At 39.0% G+C, this 22,807-nt stretch carries 17 protein-coding genes, 1 tRNA gene and 1 pseudogene; 15 read left to right on the top strand and 4 right to left on the bottom strand.

Translation table 11 applies throughout. The features are described from left to right. Nucleotides 1-11 precede the first annotated feature (11 nt). Nucleotides 12-956 (bottom strand): FKBP-type peptidyl-prolyl cis-trans isomerase, encoded by a 945-nt coding sequence (locus ACA086_RS06760; protein ID WP_371002586.1) that lies wholly within the window; start codon nucleotides 954-956, stop codon nucleotides 12-14. 78 nt (nucleotides 957-1,034) lie between these two features. On the opposite strand from ACA086_RS06760, the gene ACA086_RS06755 reads away from it, so the two are divergent. The 3 genes from ACA086_RS06755 to ACA086_RS06745 are packed head-to-tail and all read left to right on the top strand — an operon-like array spanning nucleotide 1,035 to nucleotide 2,485. Next, a complete protein-coding gene (locus tag ACA086_RS06755) occupies nucleotides 1,035-1,406 on the top strand; it encodes an RNA-binding S4 domain-containing protein (RefSeq protein ID WP_369747346.1) in 372 nt (123 codons plus the stop codon). Then, nucleotides 1,381-1,983 (top strand): methyltransferase, encoded by a 603-nt coding sequence (locus ACA086_RS06750; protein ID WP_371002585.1) that lies wholly within the window; start codon nucleotides 1,381-1,383, stop codon nucleotides 1,981-1,983. The genes ACA086_RS06755 and ACA086_RS06750 overlap by 26 nt, the downstream gene beginning before the upstream one ends. 4 nt (nucleotides 1,984-1,987) lie before the next feature. Beyond that, complete coding sequence (locus ACA086_RS06745; protein WP_371002584.1) at nucleotides 1,988-2,485, top strand: phosphoribosyltransferase family protein; 498 nt, start codon at nucleotides 1,988-1,990, stop codon at nucleotides 2,483-2,485. Here ACA086_RS06745 and ACA086_RS06740 read toward each other — a convergent pair. Continuing rightward, a complete protein-coding gene (locus ACA086_RS06740) occupies nucleotides 2,477-3,001 on the bottom strand; it encodes a shikimate kinase (RefSeq protein WP_371002583.1) in 525 nt (174 codons plus the stop codon). The two genes, ACA086_RS06745 and ACA086_RS06740, sit on opposite strands and share 9 nt — an antisense overlap. A gap of 148 nt (nucleotides 3,002-3,149) precedes the next feature. Between ACA086_RS06740 and ACA086_RS06735 the strand changes: the two genes are divergently transcribed. The 12 genes and pseudogenes from ACA086_RS06735 to ACA086_RS06680 all read left to right on the top strand — a co-directional run bounded on the left by ACA086_RS06735 (nucleotide 3,150) and on the right by ACA086_RS06680 (nucleotide 21,122). Further along, nucleotides 3,150-3,222: transfer RNA gene (locus ACA086_RS06735), tRNA-Lys, on the top strand. Between the two features lie 228 nt (nucleotides 3,223-3,450). After that, nucleotides 3,451-4,674 carry a site-specific integrase gene (locus tag ACA086_RS06730; RefSeq protein WP_371002582.1) on the top strand — a complete coding sequence of 408 codons (1,224 nt, stop codon included), beginning with the start codon at nucleotides 3,451-3,453 and terminating at the stop codon, nucleotides 4,672-4,674. A 145-nt stretch (nucleotides 4,675-4,819) separates the two neighbouring features. Beyond that, complete coding sequence (locus ACA086_RS06725; protein WP_371002581.1) at nucleotides 4,820-7,561, top strand: substrate-binding domain-containing protein; 2,742 nt, start codon at nucleotides 4,820-4,822, stop codon at nucleotides 7,559-7,561. Between the two features lie 243 nt (nucleotides 7,562-7,804). Next, nucleotides 7,805-9,172, top strand: a complete 1,368-nt coding sequence (locus tag ACA086_RS06720; RefSeq protein ID WP_371002580.1) for a sugar porter family MFS transporter — start codon at nucleotides 7,805-7,807, stop codon at nucleotides 9,170-9,172. A gap of 23 nt (nucleotides 9,173-9,195) precedes the next feature. Further along, a complete protein-coding gene (locus ACA086_RS06715) occupies nucleotides 9,196-10,809 on the top strand; it encodes a glycoside hydrolase family 32 protein (RefSeq protein ID WP_371002579.1) in 1,614 nt (537 codons plus the stop codon). A gap of 11 nt (nucleotides 10,810-10,820) precedes the next feature. Continuing rightward, entirely contained in the window at nucleotides 10,821-13,976 is a 3,156-nt protein-coding gene (locus ACA086_RS06710; RefSeq protein ID WP_371002578.1) for a SusC/RagA family TonB-linked outer membrane protein, read from the top strand. A gap of 16 nt (nucleotides 13,977-13,992) precedes the next feature. Next, nucleotides 13,993-15,735, top strand: a complete 1,743-nt coding sequence (locus ACA086_RS06705; RefSeq protein WP_371002577.1) for a RagB/SusD family nutrient uptake outer membrane protein — start codon at nucleotides 13,993-13,995, stop codon at nucleotides 15,733-15,735. 102 nt (nucleotides 15,736-15,837) lie between these two features. Beyond that, nucleotides 15,838-16,587, top strand: a pseudogene (locus tag ACA086_RS06700) (ROK family protein). A 123-nt stretch (nucleotides 16,588-16,710) separates the two neighbouring features. After that, nucleotides 16,711-17,514, top strand: a complete 804-nt coding sequence (locus ACA086_RS06695; protein WP_371002576.1) for a Cof-type HAD-IIB family hydrolase — start codon at nucleotides 16,711-16,713, stop codon at nucleotides 17,512-17,514. A gap of 668 nt (nucleotides 17,515-18,182) precedes the next feature. Further along, complete coding sequence (locus ACA086_RS06690; RefSeq protein WP_371002575.1) at nucleotides 18,183-19,268, top strand: Fic family protein; 1,086 nt, start codon at nucleotides 18,183-18,185, stop codon at nucleotides 19,266-19,268. Between the two features lie 961 nt (nucleotides 19,269-20,229). After that, nucleotides 20,230-20,736 (top strand): hypothetical protein, encoded by a 507-nt coding sequence (locus ACA086_RS06685; RefSeq protein ID WP_371002574.1) that lies wholly within the window; start codon nucleotides 20,230-20,232, stop codon nucleotides 20,734-20,736. 11 nt (nucleotides 20,737-20,747) lie between these two features. Further along, nucleotides 20,748-21,122, top strand: coding sequence for a GerW family sporulation protein (locus ACA086_RS06680; protein ID WP_371002573.1), 375 nt, complete (start codon nucleotides 20,748-20,750; stop codon nucleotides 21,120-21,122). Between the two features lie 105 nt (nucleotides 21,123-21,227). Here ACA086_RS06680 and ACA086_RS06675 read toward each other — a convergent pair whose 3' ends face one another. After that, the gene (locus tag ACA086_RS06675) at nucleotides 21,228-21,725 is read right to left on the bottom strand and encodes an outer membrane beta-barrel protein (protein ID WP_371002572.1); all 498 of its coding nucleotides are present in this window, start codon (nucleotides 21,723-21,725) and stop codon (nucleotides 21,228-21,230) included. A 280-nt stretch (nucleotides 21,726-22,005) separates the two neighbouring features. Beyond that, nucleotides 22,006-22,569, bottom strand: coding sequence for a hypothetical protein (locus ACA086_RS06670; protein WP_371002571.1), 564 nt, complete (start codon nucleotides 22,567-22,569; stop codon nucleotides 22,006-22,008). Between the last annotated feature and the right edge of the window lie 238 nt (nucleotides 22,570-22,807).

The raw sequence follows: 22,807 nt of genomic DNA, 5'->3' as shown, positions 1-22,807 counted from the left end.
TTCTTATCAAATCAACTATCCCGGTCGAGATAATTAGGTATCCCGTCATTGTCATCATCGGGAAAAGTAATATTTCCCTGTTCATCGATGATGATCTCATCTCTGGTTAAAATCCCATCTTCATCGTCATCAGGATCTATATGATTAGGAAAGGCCGGAGACCTCAAGGCCTCTTCCCTATCAACATCAGTATTATCATTAGTCACATCCCCATCCCCGTTCAGGTCTTCCATAAAAGAAGGAATCCCGTCACTGTCGTAATCCGTCTCAGGAATATACAAACCAGCAGAAATCTTAAAAATAAGGGGAGAATATGCAGGAATCCCGGAAGGAGAGCCGTTGAAGTATGCAAGTCCCGAAGGAAGGAATATAGCTCCAACGCCGGCATTTGTGATTTCTGTGGTCCCGTCAGGATTCTCCACAATGGCATCCCCTACATTAAACTTGGTCATCGCTTGACCGTATCCCCTCAGGAAAAAAGGAAGATACTGCCAGGTATAGTCCGCAGTGGCATCAAACAAAGATCCGTTTAGCAGGGAGCCTTCGTATTTGATAAAGGTTGAATCCGCAGCTGTCGGAGCAGCTCCCGCTCCCTGGCGAGCGATTAAATAATACAAAGTATGGGGTACTGTTTCGTTATCTTCAAGTTCAAAATCTTCTGAAGACACATTTACCGTGATCGACTGAACGTCGTCTATGAGTGGTCGTTTATCACTATTTGTCCCGGCGATGGTATCCAAGCGAACCTCGAAATCAAAATCAGCCGGGGGGTTCTCAAATTCCTCATAATTGTAAAAATGAGTCTGCAAATACTCCTGGAGGGCCGTTGCATCTTCTGTAACCACCTCGCTTAAAAGTCGAGGCGGGATCAGTTCAAAGTCAACTCCATCGTCATCTCCACAGGAAAGAATAAATAATAGGGCGGTCATTCCCAGAACGACCTTTCGGATTGGCATAGCATTCTTTTTATCGGGCGCAAGATACAATTTTCCCCTATTTTTGCAGAAGACCTTAACAAAGATTTTATTCTCTTTATGCGCATTGACAAATACCTTTGGTGTACGCGATACTACAAGACCCGGAACCAGGCGACGGAGGCGTGTAAAAAAGGGCATATCAGGATCAATGAACAGGTAGTGAAACCTTCAAGGGAGGTTTATCCCACCGATAAAATTTCTTTGCGTAAAAACCAGATCGAATTTCAGCTTACCGTGCTGGAGATCCCCGATAGTCGCGTAGGTGCTAAGATCGTTGGACTTTACAGAACAGACACAACGCCAGCAGAAGCATTTGAGCATCAAGAGGCACAACGCCTCGCCCAGGAATATTATCGAAAAAAAGGAACAGGTCGGCCTACAAAAAAAGACCGAAGAAATATAGATGAATATTTGGATGAAGGGGACTAAGGAATTTTGGGATCAGCGATACCTCAATCGCAATATGGGATGGGATATAGGAGAAATATCTACCCCTTTAAAGGAATATATTGATCAGTTAACTTCAAAAGACCTGAGAATTCTGGTTCCCGGTGCCGGAAACGGATATGAGGTATCTTACTTGTTCAACCATGGGTTCAAATCTGTATACGCCTTAGATATCAGTGAAATCCCATTTAAAAAATTCAAAAAAGAACATCCTGAATTTCCAAAGGACCAGCTTCTGATCGGCGATTTCTTTGAGTTGGATGTGATGAAATTCGACCTAATCCTGGAGCAAACATTTTTCTGTGCTTTACAACCCGGTTTGAGGGAGAACTACGCTGCAAAAATGCACGAACTGCTCAAGGATGGAGGTGTCCTTGCCGGATTGTTTTTTGATTTTGAATTAACAGAACACGGTCCTCCCTATGGTGGAGATATCGAAGAATACCGGGAGGTTTTCTCGAAGTATTTTCATATCAAAAAGCTTGAACGCGCCTACAATTCGATTCCGCCCAGACAGGGTAGCGAACTCTTTTTTATCTTTGAAAAGAAAACAACCTGATCCCATGGAGAATAAAATCCTTAATCACCAGCAAATTCAGCATATTACAAGGCGAATTGCCTATCAGATCTACGAGACTAATGTTGAAGAAAAGCGGATCATTATTGCCGGGATTACAGGTGGCGGACTTGATTTCGCCAAAAAATTACAACGGGTATTGCGAAAGATTACCGAAGCGGAAATTGTTTTGTGTCAGGTAAGCATGGATAAATCAAACCCCCTGAAAAGTGGAGTTACTACTTCTCTTTCCCCTGAGGAGTACAAAAACACATCCATTGTCCTGGTTGACGATGTATTGAATTCGGGTTCTACTTTGATCTACGGTGTACATCATTTTTTAAAAACACCTTTAAAGCGATTAAAGACAGCAGTACTGGTGAACCGAAACCACAAGAAGTATCCTGTGAAAGCTGATTTTAAGGGCATATCACTCTCTACTTCCCTACAGGAACACGTACACGTGCATTTTGAGGCAAAGAAAGATGTGGTCATCCTAGACTAGTAAGGCTGAAATACTATTGACAATCTCTTCAACCGACTTTCCATCACAGGGAATAGTATGCGTTGCCCGGGTATAGAAGGCCTGCCTTTCAAAGATGTGCTTACCAATATAATCTGGCAATTCTTCCTTTTCCAAATGACTGATCACAGGTCTGTGGTCCTTTTCAGAAGAAAGCCTTTGAACCAAACCGCCAACGGACATTTGCAGATAAAACACATTGGGAGTTGCCTGTAACAACAGCTCCATATTTCCCGAATAGCATGGGGTACCGCCTCCCGTGGACAGGACCAGATTTTCGTCTGAGTTGAGAACCTCTTTAAGGTATTTGTGTTCTTCTTTTCTAAAAAAAATCTCACCTTTATTTTGAAATATCTCCGGAATACTGCTTCCGGCCTGATCTTCCAAATAGTCATCGAGATCAACAAAGCACAGATTCCTCTGCCTGGCGAGTTCTTTGCCGGCCACAGTTTTGCCGCTGCCCATGTACCCTATCAGGATGATCTTCGTTGCACTCATTCCGGCAAAAATGGCTCAATTGTATGGATATTCAAAAAAAAATAAATTTATCTCCCATCGGTCTTGAAAAATAGATTATAGATAGTATATTTGCACCCTCTTAAGGGCATCCTCACAGGACCCTTGAGAAAAAGACCTTTTACATTTTGACCTGGTAGCTCAGTTGGTAGAGCATCTCCCTTTTAAGGAGAGGGTCCTGGGTTCGAGCCCCAGCCAGGTCACTATACGACCTTCATAATTATTCAAAAAGTCCTAAAACGTACTGTTTTAGGGCTTTTTTGTTTTTCTCGTATTCATTTGATATCAAAACGAACCATCTGTCGCGGTGCCCTATTCGGTGCCCCATTTTGGAATTCGTAAAAAGGGCACCGAATCAATGTTAAAAAATTGGTCATCAATTTTTTACGAGGAATTTATAATCAAATTGAATTAAGAAAAATCGCTTCCAAATGGAGACCCATTCCTTCTCGGTTTTAAGTTACCTCAGAAAAGGTAAGTTAGACAAACTTGGCAAAGCCCCAATTTATCTAAGGATAACGGTAAATGGCTTAAGAGCGGAATTTAGCACTAAACGAAAAATACGTCCTGAAAAATGGTGTTCTGTTAAGGGAAGGGTTAAAGGTTCTAACTCCAAAACAAAAGCCTTGAATCATTACATAGATGAACTGGAAACCAAAGCTTATAACGTCCATTCCAAATTGGTGACCAAAAAGAAACCATTTAATGCCGAACTGATTAAATCCAAGTTGCTAAACAAAGAACAGATCCATAAAACGCTGTTAGCTATTTATGATGAGCATAATAATCAAATTAAACAATTGATAGGTTTGGATTACTCTTACGGGGCATACAGAAGGCATATCCGTACACGGAATCTCCTAGCCGCTTTTATCAAAAAAGAATATAAGCTGGCAGACCTATTTGTCAAAGAAGTCGACTTAAAGTTTATCAATCGTTTTCACCACTTTTTAAAGACCAAAAAAATTGGCAATCAAAATACCATAACAAAATATGTGGTCAATTTTAAAAAGATAATGCGAATTGCATTTGCAAACAATTGGGTCAACAAAGATCCTTTCTATCATTGGAAGGCCCAATGGAAAAAGGTGGAACGCGAGGCATTGACCGAAACAGAACTATGTACTATGATAGAAAGAGAATTTTCCATAAAACGCTTGGAACAGGTACGCGATGTTTTTGTGTTCTGTTGTTTTACAGGATTGGCCTATGTAGATGTTCAAAAATTATCGGACAACCATATAGTATTAAGAATGGATGGTGCCCGTTGGATAAAAATCAATCGCTCAAAGACCGATTCCCGAAGCAACATACCCCTACTGCCAGTGGCCGAAGAAATTTTAGAAAAGTACCAAGCATATTCAAAAACATCTGACACGGACTTGCTACTCCCCGTTATCAGCAACCAAAAGACGAATGCATTTTTAAAAGAAATTGCTATCCTTTGCAAGATAGAAAAGAACCTTACTTTTCATTTAGCCAGACATACGTTTGCTACGACGGTCACTTTAGCCAACGGTATTCCTATAGAATCAGTTAGTAAAATGTTAGGGCATCAATCATTAAAGACAACCCAAATCTACGCCAAGGTTATCGACAAGAAACTGAGCGAGGACATGCATATCTTAAGAGGAAAATATCAATATTTAAAATAAACTACTGATTTGGTTTGTCCTGAAAATCGTTCCTTTTAAAGGACTAGTCCAATATGCATTTTTTTACTTGGATATTTCAACTTCCTCTTGATCTAGTCAAGTAAAATCAATTTTCATTAATTTTACATAATGTAGAGGTACACCTATGAAAACATTTTATCTTTTATTATGTTTTTTGCTTGCATTGTTTTTTCTTTCTTGCTCAGGAGAAAAAGATGAAGGTAAGATCCGTATCGGTTTTTCACAAGCTATGTCCAACGATAATTGGAGACGTTCCATGAACAACTCGATGAGGCTGCAAGCCTCTTTGAATCCTAAAATCGATTTGACCATTAAAGATGCCAACTACGATGTAGGAACTCAAATTGAGCAGATAGAAAGCCTTATTGCCGACAGCCTGGATGTGTTGATCGTTTCCCCGATCCAATCAAAGCCAATTACTTCGGTGGTACAAAAGGCACTCAATGCCGGTATACCAGTTTTGGTGGTCGATAGAAAAACAGAAAGTCAACAATATACTGCCTATTTGGGTGCAGATAATATTGAGGTTGGAAGAAATGCGGCAAAGGAAATCATTGCATCCAACATTAAAGACTCCATTAGAATTATTGAAATAAAAGGTTTGGCCGGATCTTCGCCTGCCGAGGAAAGAGGCATGGGCTTTAATCAAATAATTAATCAGTTTAAGAAGGCACGTATTACAGCAACGATTGAAGGGGATTGGGAAAAAGAGTCTATTCAAGATCAATTAAGACTTCTGTTGAAGGAAGGCATTAAGGCAGATTATGTTTTTGCTCATAACGACAGAATGGCGGTCGGAGCATGGGAAGTCGCACACGATTTGGGAATGGAAAAATCAATCAGTTTCATTGGTGTCGACGGCCTTACCGGTGCCAATGGTGGAATAAAAGCAGTAAAGGATGGGATTCTAATGGCTACCATTCTTTATCCAACCGGCGGTGATGAAGCCATCAAATTGGCTTTGAAAATCCTAAATAAAGAATCAGTTCCCAAGAATAATATCTTATCTACCACTATCATCAATGAGGTAAACGCGGATATTATGAACAATCAATTTGAAAAAATAAATGAACAGCGTGCCGAAATGGAAGATCAGTTGGCCGCTATAAAAATACAAGAAGAACGCTATTATTCACAAAATAACCTACTCAAGGTAACCATGGCACTTTTGGCGATTATTTTAAGTCTCGCCATTTACAGTATCTACTCCATTTTTGCTATTCGAAAGAAAAATAGGCAATTGGTATTGACCAATGACAAGATTACCGTTCAGCGCAATCAAATCGAGAAGATCGCGGAGGAAGTAAAGGTAATTAACGAGGCGAAGCTAAATTTCTTTACAGGGCTTTCCCATGAATTCAAGACACCCATTACCTTGATTTTAAGTTCAATTGAGTCGATGAGCGACTTTGTAAAGGAGAAAGGTTCAAAGATGCGGAACGAAGTGGAGTTGATATACAACAACTCCAATCGCCTATTGAGATTGATCAATCAATTACTTGATTTTAGGAAAATTGAAGATCGTAAGTTCAACCTAAAGGCATCCAAAACCAATTTATTCGGCTTTTCAAAAATCATTTATAAAGATTTTGAACGTGAAGCGAAGAAACGGAACATTGACTTCAAACTTACCTCCAATAACGAGGCACTTGATGTTTTTATGGATCGGAACTTAATGGACAAAGTTTATTTCAATCTCCTTTCCAATGCCTTTAAGTTCTCCCCCGATAATGGTAAGATTGAAATACATATAGAAGATGATGAGAGTGGAAATATCGTAAATGTCCGTTTTAAGGATTCAGGCATTGGTATTCCTCAAAACGAAATGGATGAGGTTTTCCAAGCATTTTTCAAGGGCTCTAACAATAGAAAGAACAGCTCAGGAATCGGTCTGCATTTAAGCAAGGAGTTTGTTGAAATGCACAAAGGAACGATCAAGGTTAAATCTCTTCACGGTACGGAGTTCATTGTAGCGCTTTACAAAGGGCAAGCACATTTTGATGAGACCGAAATCATAACGGAACAAGATTTGGTCGATACCAATATTATCGATTTTAATTCGGAACATTTGCTCGATGACAATTACTTGATACAGGCTCCGGATAAAGACAAAGAAAAATACTTGGTTCTGATAATTGAGGACAATAGAGATCTTTCATTGTTTCTTAAAAACAAATTACAATTAGAGTATGAGATTCATTTATCCGATGGCACGGATGCTATTGAAAAGGCTTTTGAAACCATTCCGGATATAATTTTGTGCGATATCAACCTTCCCGAGAAAGATGGTTTCGAAATCTGTGAAATCTTAAAAAAAGATCTACGGACCTCGCATATTCCTACGATAATACTGACCGCCTTGGGCAACAAAGAGTCCTATCTTAAAGGACTTCAATCAGGTGCCGATCTATATTTGACCAAACCTTTCAGCTATTCCATACTGGTTCAATCAATCAAATCTTTGCTTTATAATCGAGAGAAACTTCGGTATTATTATACGAGTAACATTCATCAAATCGACAATGCCGATTCGTTCGGTAATATTGAACAGCAATTCATTCATAAGCTTAATGACCTGATACAAAAGAAAATAGCTAACGATGATTTTTCCGTAGAACATTTAGCCGAAAGCCTAAACATATCGCGAGTTCAATTATATCGCAAAGTAAAGGCTATTATGGGCATCAGTATAAGTGATTATATTGGTAACATCAGATTGGAAAAAGCCAAAGTGATGCTCGAGACTGGCTCATTAACGGTAGCCGAAATTGCATATACCAACGGATTTTCTTCTCCAAATTACTTCTCAACCACCTTCAAAAACAAATACGGCACCTCTCCCATAGCGTTTCGGAAATCTATCTAGTTTACATTTCATACTATCCTTACCTCATAGTCCCTTTTGAATGTATCAATTTTAAACTTCATGTAACATGAATGTAGTTAGTGCGCTTAAGCCCATGTTAAAATACTATTTTTAAGTGCTGTTTATCAAGCACTTAGCATTTTAAACATGCACCTTAACAAAAACATAACATATTGATACATCATCAAAATACCCTCTTGTTTTTTACGAATACTTTAGTAACCATACTAGAGAATTACGATTATGAAAAAAATATGGGTTTGGTCTATTACCGCAGCATTGGCAGGTTTCCTGTTCGGATTTGATACGGTAGTTATCTCTGGAGCAGATAAAAAGTTGCAGGCCTTGTGGGGTTCATCAGATGTTTTTCATGGTACTATAGTTATGGCGATGGCATTATGGGGTACTGTAGTAGGTGCAATTTTAGGCGGAATTCCCACGAACAAGATAGGCAGGAAGAAAACATTATTATGGATAGGTATACTTTATACTATATCCGCTCTTGGTTCTGCATTTGCCAATGATCCGATCACATTCGCCATTTTTAGATTTATAGGTGGGCTGGGGGTTGGTGCATCTACCATTGCTGCTCCTGCCTATATATCTGAAATAGCACCTGCCAAGGACAGGGGGAAATTGGTGGCCCTTTATCAATTTAATATCGTGTTCGGGATTTTGATTGCCTTCTTTTCAAATTATCTATTAAATGGTATAGGTGAAAACGCATGGCGCTGGATGGTGGGTGTTGAAGCCATACCTGCAATTATTTATACAGTCTTCGTATTGAGCGTTCCAAAAAGCCCTAGGTGGTTGTTGACCAAAATGCGGAACGAAGAGGCAAAAAAAGTGTTGCAATTAATCAATCCCGATCAGGATCCCGGAGTACTGATGTTAGAACTAAAGACCGAAAGTAAGAATACTGTTTCGGGAGAGAATATTTTTATTAAGAAATACCGATTCCCTTTATTATTGGCTTTTTTCATCGCCTTTTTCAATCAATTGTCAGGCATAAATGCCTTTTTGTACTATGCGCCAAGAATTTTCGAAGAAGCTGGCCTTGGTGAGAGCACTGCTCTTTTAAGCAGTATAGGAATAGGGGTGACCAATATGATTTTTACTCTTTTAGGGGTATTCCTCATTGACAGGCTAGGAAGAAAACAATTGATGTACGCAGGTTCTATTGGCTATATCATCTCTTTGACTTTGGTGGCCTGTGCATTCTTCCTGAATTGGGAAGGTATGGCCGTGCCCATTTTTCTTTTCCTATTTATTGCTGCACATGCAATAGGCCAAGGCACCGTGATTTGGGTATTTATTTCAGAGATTTTCCCGAATCATTTAAGAGGGTCCGGTCAATCGTTCGGTAGTTCGGTGCATTGGATTTTAGCCGCTATCATACCCTCGTTAGTTCCCGTGTTGTTTACCTCGATCGGAGCGGGTACCGTATTTGCTTTTTTTGCCTTTATGATGTTCCTACAATTGCTCTTTGTGATTTTCGTAATGCCAGAAACCAAAGGTATCTCGCTAGAGGAACTTAGTAAAACACTAACAAAAGGAAGAAAGAATACAACCGATGATCTTATAGGTCTTGATGAACAAAAATTAAACTGAAGTATTGTAAAGAACCAACAAATATGAAAAATAAGATATACAAGTTCGTGATGACTATAGGAATTTTCGCAATGGTCTTTTCTTGCAAAAATACAACCGACAAGAAAGCTGATCAGGTTCAAAATGGACAAGATACTGTTGCCATTTCCAATGAAGACCTCTACCGCCCAAACTTTCATTTTTCGCCTAAGAAAGGATGGATGAACGACCCCAATGGTATGTTCTATTATAATGGATATTACCATCTCTATTTCCAACACTATCCAGATGGTACCACTTGGGGGCCAATGCATTGGGGTCATGCCATCAGTACCGATATGATTTCGTGGAAAGAACAACCGATTGCCTTATATCCTGACAAGTTAGGGTATATATTTTCCGGGAGCGCGGTAGTGGATGTAGATAATACATCCGGTTTATCGGAAGAAAATAAAATACCGATAATCGCCATGTTTACCCATCATGACATGGAAGCCGATAAGTCGGGTGAGGTCATTGACGAAACACAATCTATCGCGTATTCGTTGGATGAAGGACTTACCTATACCAAGTATGAAGGAAATCCTGTTGTCGAAAACCCAAATATTCGTGATTTCAGGGACCCCAAGGTCAACTGGGACGAAGAACGAAAACAATGGACTATGGTTCTAGCTGCTGGTCAAGAAATCATGTTCTATGCTTCAAAAGACCTTAAAAAATGGGAGCTTATCTCCACTTTTGGTGAAGGAATAGGTAACCACGAGGGTGTCTGGGAATGTCCTGATTTCTTCCAACTGCCCGTTAAAGGCACGGATGAAACCAAATGGGTATTGTTGGTTAGTATTAATCCTGGTGGCCCAAATAGTGGTTCGGCCACTCAATACTTTGTAGGCGATTTTGACGGAAAGAAATTTACTATTGATGAAAACTTCAAAAAAGAACAATCTAAAGAGCATAGTTTTTGGGTAGATCATGGTCGTGACAACTATGCTGGAGTTACATGGTCGAATGTTAGAACGGCCCAGGGAGGTAAACTTTTTATAGGATGGATGAGCAATTGGCTCTATGCCAACGAGGTACCTACCGAAAATTGGCGAAGTGCATGTACAATAGCACGAGAATTAGGATTAATAAAAAGCAACGATACCTACCGATTAGTTTCAAATCCTGTAAAGGAACTAAACGACTACCGCGGAAAAAAGGTGGCTGACACTGCTATTTCTGTTGAGGGTGAAACAATTCTGACCACGAACAAAACCGTCAACCTTTCTAAAACGGAAATCAATTTCGAAATTCCAGATGTTAGAAGTGGCAAGTACACTTTTGTATTGTCCAATAGCAGAGGGGATGAATTGCAGTTCGGTTATGATGCAAACGAAAAACAATTTTTCGTAGACAGAAACAAATCGGGTAGAACTGATTTCTCCGAGAAGTTTAGTGATAGAATTTCAACCGCACCAAGAACAGCAGTCTCTACGAATTTAACCGGGAAAATACTATTGGATAAAACTTCCATCGAATTGTTCTATGATGATGGGCAAACGGTGTTGACCGAGATTTTCTTTCTCAATGCACCTTTCGAAACCTTGTCCATAACATCTGATCAAGAAAAAATTACACTTAGCAATCTCGAAATACATGAATTAAACTTTAACTAAATCACTCAATTATGAAATTAAAACTCTTATTCTTATTACTAATTTTTGTCCCACTAGGCCTATTGGCCCAGGGACAAATAACAGGTACAGTGACGTCCGCCGACGACAGTATGCCATTACCTGGCGCATCTGTTGTTATAAAAGGAACGACCACAGGTACAACAACTGATTTCGACGGTAAATATACGTTAGATAATGTAGCTTCAGATGCAACATTGATCTTCAGCTATATTGGGTTCTTAAGGGCCGAGATCGCAGTAAATGGGCAATCTGTAATTAACCTTGCTATGCAAGCTGATGCCCAGCAGCTTGAAGAAGTGGTGCTTACCGGATATTCTACGGAACGTAAGGTAGATTTAACAGGAGCCGTTACAGTCGTGGATATTGCTCCAATTGAGGGACAAAGTTTAAGTTCTGGTAATGCCATGCAGGCCTTACAAGGACGAGTCGGTGGTCTTTTTATAGAAAAATCCGGTGATCCTACGGGGCTGAACAGTAGAATACTTATAAGGGGACTTACCACTTTAGGGAATAATGACCCGCTTTACATCATAGATGGTGTGCCCACAAAAAGGCAAGAGGTATTCGCAAGTTTAAATCCTGCTACAATTGAATCCATTCAAGTGTTGAAAGATGCTTCGGCCTCTTCAATATATGGGTCAAGGGCTGCAAATGGGGTTATCGTTGTAAGTACAAAAGGAGGTCTTAAAGGAGAACGTCTTACGGTTAGTATCAATTCCAATCTATCTGTACAATCAGAGCGTAAACAACGGTATGAAATGTTAAATTCCCAGCAACGCGGTGAAGCTTTGTGGAGAGCATCCGTAAATGATGGCGCAGATCCAAATGCGGGCTATGGTGAAATATACAATTTTGATTGGAACAATGATTTTACTAATCCAGTTCTTAACGGTGTGGCTGTTCAGCCTTTTGTTGGTGGGAACCCAGATGTACCGGCGGGCAATACGGATTGGCAAGACGAAGTTTATGAAACAGGATATGTTTTCAATAACGAAGTTACCGTTTCTGCGGGTTCGGATAAATCCTCTTTATTGATAAATCTAGGCTATCTAAAGAATACTGGTATGTTAAAGTATACCGGTTATGATAGATATACTGCAAAAATTAATGGTACCACTAACCTTTTCAACGACAGGGTGAAATTTGGTGTTAATACTCAAATTTCAACATCCAATGAAACCTTGGTTGCAAGTGATGTTGGTGGTGCACCCACTACAGGTTTGTCCATTACCTTGGCACCAACAATTCCTGTATATGATGCGAATGGTGAATTTGCTGGGCCGTTGGGAGCGGGGTATTCAGATAGGAACAATCCGTTATTGATGCAATATTTGAACAGATGGGACAATGCTACTAAAAACAACTTCTTTGGAAATGTTTTTGCTGAGATAAGTATTCTTGATAACCTTAAATTTCGCTCTAGTTTAGGCATAGATTTCAGCGACTTCAAAAGGAAAAATATCGAGCCTAAAGTATTTAATGGTTTTGTTACCAGAAGTAATAATAGGTTGATTTTTGACACCAATAAGTTGAGAACATTAACTTTTTCAAATACGTTGAATTATAATTTAGAAGTTGGAAAGCACAGATTTGGAGCACTATTAGGGATTGAGTCGATAAGAGAGGATTTTGACACCATTTTTGCACAAGCCGATGATTTTGCAGTAGAGCAAGAATCCTATTTTGTACTTTCTGCTGCTACAGGTGCCCGCACCAACAATGGTATTTCCACTCAGTACAGCCTTGCTTCTCAGTTTGGAAAATTAAATTATACTTACGATGACAAGTATTTGGCATCATTTACTATTCGTAGAGATGGTTCTTCAAGATTTGGCGCGAATAATAGATATGGTGTTTTTCCGGCCGCAACTTTGGGTTGGAGAATTAGTCAGGAAGAGTTTTTAAAGGATAGTGAATTGATTTCCAATTTAAAGCTTAGGGCAGGTTATGGAGAAGTAGGAAACCAAGAAATTGGTAATACTGCAAGATTCGGTTTATACGAATCAAGATATGGTCAAAACCAAGCACAATTGACCGGTGGGTTTTTTGAAATTTACTATAATGTTGGTACAGCATATGACATTAATGGTAATAACACAGGTACATTACCATCAGGTTTTGTTTCTACTCAAGCACCTAACCCTAATTTAAAGTGGGAAACTACCAAAGAATGGAATTATGGTATCGATTTTGGGTTTTTAAATAACAAAATAAGCGGTTCCTTCGATTATTTTACAAGGGAAACTACGGATATTTTGACTACTCCTCCAATTGCCTCCGTTATAGGCGAAGGACAACAACGAGTATTGAACGGTGCCGCAACGGCCGCTAAAGGTTGGGAATTTAATGTTGGATATTCCAATGTTTGGGATAATGGATTTTCTTTAGGGGTTTCTACAAATTTTGGTGCCTTCAAGGATGAAATTACCTTTCTACCAGAAGAAGTTAGAGCAGCATTTCCCGGTACTGCCCAAAACTCAATCCTTGGACAGTCGCAAACAGCTATATTCGGTTATCGTACAGACGGACTGTTTCAAAGTCAGGCAGATGTTGATGCACATCCCACAGGAGGTGTACAAACTGGTAATGCTAGACCAGGTGGTATAAAAATAGTGGATGTAGACAATAATGGCGTTATCGATAGTAATGACCGTGATTTTATTGGTAATACCCTTCCTGATTTGGAGTATGGTATTCGATTGGATGTAGGTTACAAAAATTTCGATTTTTCAGTCTTCGGTTCAGGAGTTGCAGGTCGTATAGGAGTTGATTCCTATATGTTTTGGAACAATTTTGTTCAAGGAAGAGATAATGCAGGTCTTGGAGTCTTAAACGCATGGACACCACAAAACACAAGCTCTACAATACCTTCATTATCATTGGTGAACAATTTTACGGATACTTCAGACTATATCTTTAGAAACAATTCCTATTTTAAAATTAGAAATTTACAAGTAGGATATTCATTGCCAACTGATATTATAGGTAAGATGGCAGGTATGACCGGACTTCGAATTTATCTACAGGGGGAAAATTTATTTTGGTTTACCCCTAAAGGCTATATAGGTTCCGATCCAGAAAGAATAGATGTAAATAGAATTCCTGTTCCTACAGTTTATTCAGTAGGCTTGAACATTAACTTTTAATTAAAAATTGACAATCATGAAATATAATAAAATATTAGTTATAGTAATGTACACAGCCTTAGTGTTCACTGCATGTTCCGATGACTATTTGGAATATGAACCAGAAGGTGTTTTGTCTAGTGAAAACGTGGCAACTGCTGAGAATGCAGAATCTTTGGTAATTGCTGCGTATGCCGGCATTGCCAATGATGAAATGATCGGGCCATTGACACACCAATGGGTGTATGGCAGTGTCCGTTCAGACGATGCATATAAAGGTGGCGGAGGCCGTGGTGATGTTGATGTTGTTGATAAATATGAACAATATAATCTTACTATTGCAGATATGGGAGATTGGATGGCACCCAGAACTTGGACCGATTTTTATAAAGCAATTTCCAGAGCTAACTTTGCACTTTCCGTTATTAATGATATTCCGGACGGTGAATATGCTCAAAAAACAACTAGACAGGCAGAATTACGCTTTCTAAGGGCTCATTCTCATTTTATGCTTAAATTAATTTTTAAGAAAATCCCATACATTACGGAGAATTTAACCCAGGAAGAAATTGGTCAAACTTCAAATGACGTAGATAATGATGCGTTATGGAATACAATTGCCGAGGATTTTCTTTTCGCGTATGAAAACCTACCACAAGCTCAAGATCAAGTGGGTAGAGCAGACCGAAATGCAGCAGCAGCTTATTTGGCAAAATTACGTTTATATCAAGCTTATGAGCAGAATGACCAACACCAAGTAACCAATATCAATACCGCACGTTTACAAGAGGTGATTGACTATGCCGATGAAGTTACCGGTAGTCTACAACCAGATTTTGGAGAAAATTTCTTGGATGGTTTTGATAATGGTCCAGAATCTATCTGGGCGGCCCAGTTTTCCATAAATGACGGTACAACTGTTGGAAGGGTAAGTTTTGTGACAGGTTTAAATTCGCCACACGGTACAGGGCTTTATGGTTGCTGTGGGTTTCATTTGGCCAGTCAGAACATGGTGAATTCATTTAAGACAGATGATACTGGACTTCCACTGCTGGACACCTTTAATAACGCAGATATTTTTACAAATGTAGATGCCAATGGCACAACCCCACCTGATAGTGGTTTGAGCGTTGATCCAAGGATCGATCATACAGTGGGTATACCGGGAAGACCTTTTAAATATAGAAATACGGTAAGTAATTCAGAAGATATGGTCTATAATTTCAGTTGGGCCAGAGATCCAGGTGTATATGGTTATTTCGGAAATATGAAAGAACAACAAGCTCCGGATTGTTCATGCTATGTTAAGGAAGGACCATTTGTAGGTACTTCAAAAAACGTGGATTTTATTAGATATGCAGATGTTCTCCTTTGGAAGGCTGAAGCCTTGATTCAATTAGATAGATGGGCTGAAGCTTTGCCAATCATTAATCAAGTCAGGAATCGTGCTGCAGCAAGTACACAACGGCCATTGGATGCAGGTGCAACCGATATCTACGCTATTGGAACTTATGACTCGTTTCCAACCAAGGATTTGGCGTGGAAGGCGCTAATGTTCGAACGAAGGTTGGAATTTGCCATGGAAGGTCATAGATGGTATGACCTAGTAAGATGGGGGATTGCGGAAGAAACGCTAAATGCGTATTTGGCGGTGGAAAGGACAAAAAGAGATTTTCTAGCGAATGCCCAATTCACATCCGGGCGAGATGAATATTATCCAATACCGCAAAGAGAAATTGATTTTACTGGAGGTCTCTATGTTCAAAACCCAGGATATTAGAGGGCATTATCAATCAAGAAAATTCAGTGATCTGAGTTAGTTGAGTTAGTTTTGAAAAGCACGGGGGTTGTTTCCCGTGCTTTTTTATTTTTAAATGACACTATGGAAATCTTAGGATTGGATATTGGTGGGTCAGAAATTAAAGGGGCCATCGTTGAAACAGAAAGCGGAAGATTAGTTTCAGAAAGACTCCGTCTTTCGACTCCGCAGCCAGCACTTCCTGAGGCAGTAGCAAAAACCGTTGAAGAATTGGTAAGTCGGTTAAATTGGCAAGGTGTTATCGGTTTCAGCTTTCCGATGGTAGTTGTTGATGGTAAATGTAAGACAGCGGGAAATATGACCAATGACTGAATAGATGTACAAGATGATGAACTCTTTGAGACCGCATATCCGAACACCAAATTCCATATAGGAAATAACGCTGATTTAGCAGGATTGGCGGAAATGCAATTAGGTGTTGGCAACGGTCTAAAAGGTAAAGTGATTATGGTTACTATTGGCACAGGTTTGGGCACAGGAGTTTTCTATAATGGTATTTTAATAGCAAATATCGAAATGGGTCGTGTTTTATATAAAAATGGAGAATCGATTGAATTTTTTGCTTCTGGACTGGCAAGGAAAAAAGATAATTTGAAATTGAAAGAATGGGCAGGGCGATTTGATTACTTCCTTACGCATTTGAAAAGAATAATGTCACCAGACCATTTTATCATTGGAGGCGGATTAAGTAAAAAATATAAAAAGTTTAGCAGCTACTTATCTGTAGATGTTCCATTATGGGTGGCACATTTTGAAAATGATGCCGGTATTATTGGTGCAGCACTTTATGCAGAATCTCGCTTGAATATCTAGGATTGAAATAATTGAAATCAAAATATAATATTCCAGCAAGAAAATTTTTGTCATCAATAATGTAGTGGCAGGAAACAAAACCTTTCTTAATCAAAACTAAATAAGGATTTTCAGTCTATGAAAATGAAATACAAAATTCTCTGTTCCGATTTGGATGGCACATTGTTATCTTCTAAAAATGATGTTTCAGATTCTACTATTTCGGAAATTTCAAGAATAAAGCGAAAACTTAAGGTAGTCCTAGTATCTGCGAGGATGCCAAAGGCAATGACCTATCTGCAAGAACGTTTGGGAATCGTCAATGAGCCAATGGTATGCTATAATGGCGCTTTGGTGATGGAGGGAACTAATAGGGTTTTTTCAACCACAATTGATTTATGTCTTATTGAAGAAATTTACTTAATGGCCAAAGAACTAGATATAAAAATCGGATTTTATCATGGTGAAGAGTGGAACACAAGTGAAAACACCGATTTCATTCAAAAAGAAATTCAATATACCAGAACCAGTCCTATTTTTATGCCTGCTTATAATACATTAAAAGATTGGAAAGAGAGAAAATTGGGAGCACATAAATTGATGCTCATGGGCAAAAAGAAAGCTCTTGATTTAATTATAGGGCAGATTAAGAAAGAACTTGGTTCGAAACTGATATTGTATCAATCTAATGATATACTTATTGAAGTTGCGCCAAAGAAGACCTCAAAACTTTTAGGCATTCAAAATCTTTTGAAAGATGATGAAACTTTGGATGACATCATTGCTTTTGGAGACAACTACAATGATATTGAAATGTTAAAAGGGGTCGGTTACGGTGTGGCGGTCGGAAATGCGCGAGAAGAAGTAAAAGCCATTTCAGATTATATCACATTGAACAATACAGAAGATGGGGTTGCACATTTCATTCGGAAGTATTTATCCATTTAAACTTTATGAGATTGAAATTAATTCATTTGGGAAAAGCAAAAAATCATTGAGTACTAATCCTTGATTTAAATTGTAGTGTTTCAAAAAATGGCCATTTTATGGTGCAAGATAACAAGATTAATTTCCAGTGTATTCATAAGTCTTATTCCTGGTCTTTTTTAGTGGTTTTGATAATTGACCTTTTGTGGCACCACAAATTTCGTTTTAACTGAAAATTTTAATTAGGAAACACGAGCGAAACGAAGTTTCGTGCTGCAAGTCCCAAATCCTTACCAAACTAATCTGCATGCGAGGCAAATTGCAACTATTTGACGCAAATTATTGACTTTTTATAGGGGCTGCGGGGCGATTTGACTCAAATCGGTTAATATTCAAAAAACTTTTCAAGAATGGTATTTGCCGCAAATTTCTGCCATTTTATTGGGGTTCTCGCTTCATTTGCCGCAAATACGGGCTTTCCCAAGGGTTTGTATTATAAGTAAAGCGCTGTAAATAAGGAACATATAGAACGTAACGCCGCTTTAGTGCGTTACCCTCTTGCTCTTCCCTCAAAATAAATTGGTAGAAATCTAATGGGAGTAAAATTTACATTTGACAACTAAACAAGGGTAATTTTTATGTATATTTACCCTCGTACTCAGAACGAGTATAAATTCGACTCTTAACAAATGGCTCCGTTTAACAAAGATATTCCATACAACGATTTACCATTACTCCCCCCAAAAAAGGATTTGGAAACTACAGCGGTTCTTCGCAAAACCATTACAGCAAGTAGGGCACTATCCAAACTAAATGGAGCAATAACTAATTTACCTAACCCTAGACTTTTTCTGGACACCATTCATTTACAAGAAGCAAAAGCAAGCTCTGAAATAGAAAACATAATTACAACAAATGACGACTTGTATCAGGCCATTGTAGCTGATAAAAAATTTAACAACCCTGCAGCCAAAGAAGTTATAAGCTATAAGGAGGCTCTCTGGCACGGATTGGAGCAACTTGAAAAAAAACCGATTATAACAACCAACCTGTGTATCGAAATTGTTCAACGTATCAAGCAAAACACTTCCGAAATTAGAAAAATTCCCGGTACAACTTTATCAAATACCAAAGGAGAAACAATTTACACCCCACCATCAGGCGCTGAGATCATTAGAGCTAAACTAGCAAATATTGAAAAATTCATTAATAATAAAGACAAGGTAGACCCACTTATAAAAATGGCTTTAATGCATTATCAATTTGAAGCTATTCATCCTTTCTCTGATGGTAATGGTAGAACAGGCCGTATCTTACTCCTACTCTATCTTAAATTAGAAGGGTTATTGGATATACCTGCAATCTACCTAAGTGAATATATCATCAACAATAAAGCTTCCTATTATAAAAAACTTAGACTAGTAACGGAAAAAGAAGATTGGGAGGGCTGGATATTATATATGTTGGACATGATTGAGACGACCGCCGAGAAAGGGCTAGTGCGTTTAGGAGAAATTCTCGCCCTCATGGGAAGCATGTCTAAAGAAGTTAAAGAGAAATTGCCGAAGGCATATTCTAAAGAATTGGTAGAAATTCTATTTCGTTTACCCTACACCAAGAGACAACATTTAATCGATGCTAAACTAGGAACACCTAAAACCGTAGGTAATTATTTAAGAGATTTAGAGCAAAAAGGCTTTCTAAAATCAGTGAAAGTTGGCAAGGAAAAATTATATCTGAATTATAGATTAATGGAGATACTTGATAAGCAATAAAAGTAATCCTATATTTGTATTTTGGTATTGATTGTTACAAATACCAACAAATAAGTTCATTTAAAATAAAAGTATATTCCGGTGCGCTATTCGGTGCGCACATTGAAAATACAGATTTTAACTTTTTGAATATCAAATGTTTACAGTTGGGGTTCGAGCCCCAGCCAGGTCACGAAGTGAGATGAAAATCCTGACGTAAATGTCAGGATTTTTTTATGAAATAAACCTGGGGCGAGAAGTCTATGCCGTAGTTGGCGCTTTAGCGCCATACTATGGTAAGCCCCAGCCAGGTCACTGACAAGCGCAAAACCCACCTCAAATGAGGTGGGTTTTTTGATTAAGAGAAGTCTCAAGCTAGCTTGTAGGCTTCGAATAAGCAAAAAAACACTCAACCGCAGGTTGAGTTGGTTTTGCATTTGTAGCTCGGGAGCGCTGGGTCAGGGGAGCAAAGCGAGCCAACCCCAGCCTGTCGGTAAATTTCAAATCACAAAAATACAAGCACCAAGAGAACGGGTATTATAAACTCCCAAACAAAGATGGGTTTGCAGCTCGGGAGTGCTGGGTCCAACGAACGAACTTGTCTGCCAGAGCCTGGGCAAAGGCAGGGTGAGTTGACGACAGCTACTGAAGTAAATTCCAAATCACAAAATACAAGCACCAAGAGAATAGGTATTTACCAAAAAAAATCCTCTGATAGGCAAAAGGTTTTTCAAGGAGATATGCTCTACTATTGAAAGCCAGCGCACCGGCTGGCTCCTCCCTACAAAAGGTCCATTGGACCTTTTGCGGCCGCTCGGCCCGGGTCCAACGAACGAACTTGTCTGCCGGAGCCTGGGCGGAGGCAGAGTGAGTTGACCACAGTCATCGGAACTAAAAAACAAATTTCCTCAAAAAATCTTGTCTGCATGATCCACATCATTTGATCTGCCCTCTACAATTTCTTCCTTTGCAAAAATAAGTTATGGTCCCTGCTATCATTATACTGATCATCCTTCTATTATTAATTGGGTTGCTGTTTATTCCTTTAGATCTATATATCGACTCCAAACGGAAACAATATTATGCCGAATTCAAGGGTCTCGCCAGGGCAAGCATAGAGGCCGATAAAATTGAATTTATCAGGATCAGGATAAAGATCCCTTTCAAAGAATATTACTACTATCCTTTAAAAGCTCTCAGTTCTCCAAAAAAAGCATCTAAGAACAAAAAATTAAAGAAGAAGAGTACACATGGAAACAGGTTTACACCCAAAACCATTCTGAGATTAATAAGATCCTTTGAAATAAAAAATTGGAAAATCGACCTGGATACAGGGGATTGTATTACCAATGCCAAACTGTATCCCCTTTTCGGTTTTATAAATTATCACTTTGGAGGTTTCCATATCAATTTTGAAGGAAGGAATGAGGTACTTCTCTTGTTGCGGAACAGACCTGTTTACATAATTAAATCATTTATTAACTTTTAAAACTTAACACCATGGATTTACATTTTGAAGAATTACTTGGAAAAATTACCGACTTCATTAAGTCTGAAGCAAAAACTGAAACCGTAGTTGGGGAACAGTTTAAATTAGGGGAATTTACCTGTGTACCTGTTATCAAAGTAGGCCTTGGATTTGGTTCCGGAGGTGCTGAAGGCACCGAAGCTAAAAAAGGCAAAGGACAAGGAATGGGAGCAGGAGCAGGAATGGGGATAGAACCTATCGGATTTTTAGTCACAAAGGGTGATGAAATCAGTTTCCTGGAGGCAGTTAAATCGCACGGACTCTCTGCAGCCTTTGAAAAAGTTCCCGAGTTGATAGAACATCTTGCGGAAAACCGTAGGAAATCCAGAGAAGCAGAAATGGCTTAAGTACTTGCTACGTGACAGCCTAAGTATCAAACCAGCACTGGATTTTACCCAAAAAAAAAGCGAAGGAGAAATCCTTCGCTTTTTCCTGTGAGTTGCTTGTTTTGCCTATAGGGCCAACATCAATCCAAGGTTGATTGTATTCCAGTTAAAATCTCCTTCGAGGCTAATACCTGTATAGGAAAGGCTGAGTCCCAGCTTTTCACTCAGGGAGTACCCCACCATGGGACGGTAATAGAATCCACCGTCATTTCCATCGTTTATTCCCACAGCGTACCCCAGATCAACACCGGCACTGAAATCCTCGGTGAGATGGGCACGGCCTGCGACGGCTACCGGAAGAAACTGGATGTCCTCTATTTGAATAGATCCCAGACCTGTATCTATTTCTTTGCCAAAGGCGTTTGAGAATCCCACAGCTGCCCCTGCATCGAACTTATCCGATACTGACCAAAGGTAGGTAAAGTCGATTCCAAGACTAAATCCTGAAACATCACTGGCATCGCCGGTGGGAATTCCTGCATTGATACCAACACTAGGGCCTGTCTGAGCCTGAAGACTCAAACCGGCTACAAATAAAAATGCTGTAAATAATACTTTTTTCATGGGTTTAATTTTTTGTGAGGGGTAAATGTATGCCCCACTTCTCAATTGGACACTTATAAGTTGTAAAACCCTCTATAAAGGTAGTATAGAACAGAGAAGTTGTGGTAAAGGAGTAGATCGTAAGTACTCTATGCCCCCGACACTAATATGTACTTTTCCGGATTGACGCGTCAAACCAATATTGATTGATTTATTGGGCTATTAGTCAACTTTAATTTGATTGCATTAAAAAAGGCATCCAATGGATGCCCTTTATTCTTGAAAATTATATGTTTTGTGTTTAACTACTCAGGCATTCGGTCAGATTCCTGCTCGTGGACTTTTGCTTTTTAAACAGGTTTCTTATCGGGTTAAAGAAGCTCGCCAGGGTATAAGGTTCAAAATCGAACCTCATAATGACCGGTTTCTTATCATTTCCGTTGATCATCAATCCATTCTGGATCTCAAAATCAATATACTCAATTCCTGTAACAGCCTCTTCACTGCGGTCTTTGAAGATAAAAGTATTCGCCGATCCTCCAAGATAAAACCTAAAAGTGGTATAGGTACCCGGATTGAGCTCCGGGGCGCTATTGGTCTTAATAAATAATCCCGAGTGCGTCCCTTTAAGATTTACAAGGTTTCCCTGAGAAAAATCCTTGATTCGGTGCTCTTTTCCATTTTCATCAATAGCATCGAAAGCAGTGATGTTTAAGACCATCTCAGATATACCCTTTTCCCCTACCATGTCGTTTTGTAATACTACGTCTTTGGCGTTGTTTTCTGAAAAGGTATATATATCGCTCCAATTGTGAGCAAATGGATTCGTATGGAACATTGTTGGATAATATGTGATTGTTTTCATAATTGTCAATATTAAAATTTAACAGTACAAAGATGCGAAGGCATTAACGACTCTAAAACAAGGATATTTTCCAATATCTGTGCTATTTTACCCCAATGAATAGTATTTGATGTTAATTAATGTTAATATACCTTAGATGGAAGTATTTATCCCTTGATATTCTACTCATCCACTCTAATTTAATCAGGGAACTTATACAATTCATAAGGAGCTGCTCTCATTAATTCTGAAGGCGCTT

This window comes from Muriicola sp. E247, assembly GCF_041358175.1.
Taxonomy (GTDB): Bacteria; Bacteroidota; Bacteroidia; order Flavobacteriales; family Flavobacteriaceae; genus Muriicola.
This window is presented reverse-complemented; position numbering and strand designations above follow the sequence as displayed.